General features: G+C 46.8%; 3 protein-coding genes. All 3 read left to right on the top strand.

The annotated features are described in order from the left end of the window. Positions 1–137: 137 nt before the first annotated feature. From BM299_RS18545 to BM299_RS18535, 3 genes are read left to right on the top strand one after another with little or no spacing between them, the layout of a single operon-like run. Positions 138–1,385, top strand: coding sequence for a site-specific integrase (locus tag BM299_RS18545; protein ID WP_092487976.1), 1,248 nt, complete (start codon positions 138–140; stop codon positions 1,383–1,385). After that, a complete protein-coding gene (locus BM299_RS18540; protein WP_092487973.1) occupies positions 1,372–2,355 on the top strand; it encodes a tyrosine-type recombinase/integrase in 984 nt (327 codons plus the stop codon). Before BM299_RS18545 ends, BM299_RS18540 begins: the two co-directional genes overlap by 14 nt. After that, a complete protein-coding gene (locus BM299_RS18535; RefSeq protein ID WP_092487970.1) occupies positions 2,352–3,371 on the top strand; it encodes a site-specific integrase in 1,020 nt (339 codons plus the stop codon). The genes BM299_RS18540 and BM299_RS18535 overlap by 4 nt, the downstream gene beginning before the upstream one ends. The last annotated feature ends 31 nt before the right edge of the window (positions 3,372–3,402 follow it).

Below are 3,402 nucleotides of genomic sequence, written 5' to 3'. Positions count from 1 at the left end.
ATTATGCAAAGTATTTGCTTATGTAAAGTTGAACGCTAAAACAGTTGAAAAAGTTCAATTCATGATAGAAACACTATACATAATCCTTCAGAATGAAAGTGATGCTGAAGCATCCATCATTTTGAAGGAGGGATTGTATGAACCCGAAAGTACCCATTAGAAAACTTGTCGCAGAAGTACTGGCAGAGCTTGAACGGTTAAATTATGCAAAGAACACATGCAACCAATATCGGAGATTTTACAACCGGTTGATCACCTTTGCTGACAGCATAGGCGAAACAATGTATTCAGAAGATCTGGGCAACAAATATTTACGGATGCACCACAACTTTGACCTTGAAAACTACACAACCTTTTCACACCGCACTTTTAGGGGGCAAGCCCGCTGCATCCGGGTGTTAGGTGATTATCAACTGCATGGCGCTATCATGCGCCGCAAAACCACCAAAGTCCCTTATGAAAGGACACCTCAGTTTGCAGAGGCACTGGAGGGCTACCAAAAAGAATGTGTGCAGCGAAATTATTCTGAACAGGGAATGCGCACAAGGATCTATCGGGTGAGACTATTCATTGACTATCTGGATGATTGCGGGCTGGCATCCCTGTCATTACTGACCGCCCAGCACTTGTCAGATTACACCCGAACCATTGCCGGCTATCACAAAAAATCGATTTCAGCTATTTTGACAACTCTCAGATCGTTCTTAAAGTTCTTGTACCTAAAGGGCTATCACGAAAAAGATTTGTCGGATGATGTCCCTAAGCTGAAACAGCCGCATTGTCCCAAAATTCCAAGCGCTTGGAAGCCTGAAGATGTCAAACGGGTTCTCGAGGCAGTCGACCGGGGCAATCCCAACGGTAAAAGAGATTATGCTATTCTGCTAATGGTTGCACGGTTGGGAATGAGGGTTCAGGACATTAAAGAACTCAAGTTGACCAACTTAAATTGGGCAGCCAGGAACATTGAAATTGTTCAGCATAAAACAAAGCGGACAGTGAATTATCCAATACTGGACGACATCGGATGGGCCATCATTGACTATCTCAAGAATGGCAGGCCCCAGACGAAATCCCCTCACCTCTTTGTCCGGCACCACGCTCCTTTTGAAACCTTTGGCCCCCACGCCAACCTGCATAACATCATCGCCAAATATACACGACTTGCAGGCATCAAGCTGCGGACAGGGGCTGCACAGGGAATGCATTCACTTCGGCATACACTGGCCAGCGTGCTGCTGGAACAGGAAACACCACTGCCTGTGATCTCGGAGATCCTGGGTCATATGAACACCATGTCCACCAGTGTTTACCTGAAAATTGATCTTGAAGGTTTGCGCAAATGTGCACTGGATCCCGATGAGGTATTTCAATATGACGACATCTAAGAGAATACCAATCTACACCAGCGTTTTTGCCGATGTGATCAAAGGATTTGTACTGGAAAAACAGGCACTTGGGTACGCTTATCACAAGCAGGCAATTGCTCTGAAACGATTCGATGATTTTTGCGTAAAAGTGGGTCACAGCCAGGACTGTCTGTCCAAAGAGCTGGCCATGCAATGGGCTGAAAAGACGCTCTTTGAGTCGGACGATGCACACAGCCGGCGGATCAGGCTCGTTCGCATGCTGGCCAAATACCTGGTTCGCCTGGGATACAAGGCTTACATCTATCCGGATCACCTCGGCCGTAGCCAGTCTCAACAGTATCAACCGTATCTTTTTACCGAAATCGAACTGGCAAGATTCTTTAAGCAGTTGGACCGTTGTCAGCCTATCGATAGCAGTCCGAATCGTCACATTATCTTACCACTTCTGTTTAGAATTCTTTATGGATGCGGACTTCGTATTTCTGAAGCCATTCACTTAACTGTCGATGATGTCAATACAACGAACGGGACACTGACCATTCGAAATGCTAAATTCAACAAGGACAGGCTTGTCCCGATTGCCCCATCGTTGAATGAAAGATGTCGCACTTACATGGAGGTGATGCACCCAGACAGCCAATCGATACAGATTTTTTTCCCATCTACTCATGGCGGCCCATACAGCGAAAAAAGAATCTATGATTATTTCCGCAGATTTCTTTGGGAGGCAGGCATTTCTCACGGCGGCAGGGGCAAAGGGCCGCGCCTGCATGACCTTCGTCATGTGTTCGCCGTCCATTGCTTGAAACGCTGGGTGCAGAACGGAACTGACCTGACTGTGGCACTGCCTTATCTGTCCACTTATCTTGGACATACGGGGCTGAAAAGTTCCCAGCATTACCTGCGACTGACAGCAGAACTGTACCCGGACATTGTTGCTACTATGGATGAAAGGTTCGGGTGTTTACTGCCGGGTGATGACCAATGAAAACAACCGATTTTGCCAAATACCTAACGGATTATCTAAGCATCTATCTACCCGGCCAAAGAAACCTGAGCCCAAATACCATTACCTCCTATCGAGATACTTTCAAACTTTTATTGCTATTCTGCCGGGAAGAAAAAGGCATTTCCCCCGAGTGTTTAACGCTGTCACACATCGATGATGATTTAGTATTGGCGTTTATGTCCTGGATAGAAACGGAACGAAAATGCAGCATTGCCACCCGCAACCAGCGTTTGGCAGCCATCCATGCTTTTTATCGCTACGTACAGGCACAGACACCGGAAAGGCTTCTGATGCACCAGCGGATCCTGTCCATTCCAATGAAAAAGACAGGGAAACCAGCAGTAGCTTATTTAACAACGGAAGAGTTGGAAACCATCTTAAACCAGCCTGACCGAAAAACACCAGCAGGCCGCCGAGATCTGCTACTTCTAACAGTATTGTATGACTCTGGCGCACGGGTACAGGAATTAATAGATCTTTTGGTCCGCGACATCCGGTTCATGCAGCCGGCAACCATCACTCTCAAAGGCAAAGGCCGAAAAGTACGGCATGTGCCGCTGATGAGCCGGACAGCAGTTCTATTGAAGGATTACCTGGAAGAAAGACGGTTAACTGCCGCTGACAGGTTAGACTCCCCGTTGTTCTTCAACAGCCGTCGTCAGAAACTGACCCGGGCAGGGGTTTCGTACATCATTAACAAGTATGTGAAAGCTGTTAAAGAACAAAACACCATTCTTTTGCCGAACAAAGTTTCACCGCATGTGTTCAGGCATACCAAAGCTATGCATCTTTTGCAGGCAAACGTCAATCTGGTTTACATCCGGGACTTTTTAGGACATTCCAGTGTTACCACCAGTGAGATCTATTCCAGAGCGGATGCCCGGATGAAACGTCTGGCACTGGAACAAGCTTACTCACCAGCAGTGATTGATGATGTGCCTGCCTGGCAGGATGACCAGGATTTGCTGAACTGGTTACAGAAGATCTGTCAATAACCGCTTATTTATGTAAAGTTGACAGGGCATA

Source organism: Desulfoscipio geothermicus DSM 3669 (assembly GCF_900115975.1).
Lineage (GTDB): Bacteria > Bacillota > Desulfotomaculia > Desulfotomaculales > Desulfallaceae > Desulfoscipio > Desulfoscipio geothermicus.
This window is presented reverse-complemented; position numbering and strand designations above follow the sequence as displayed.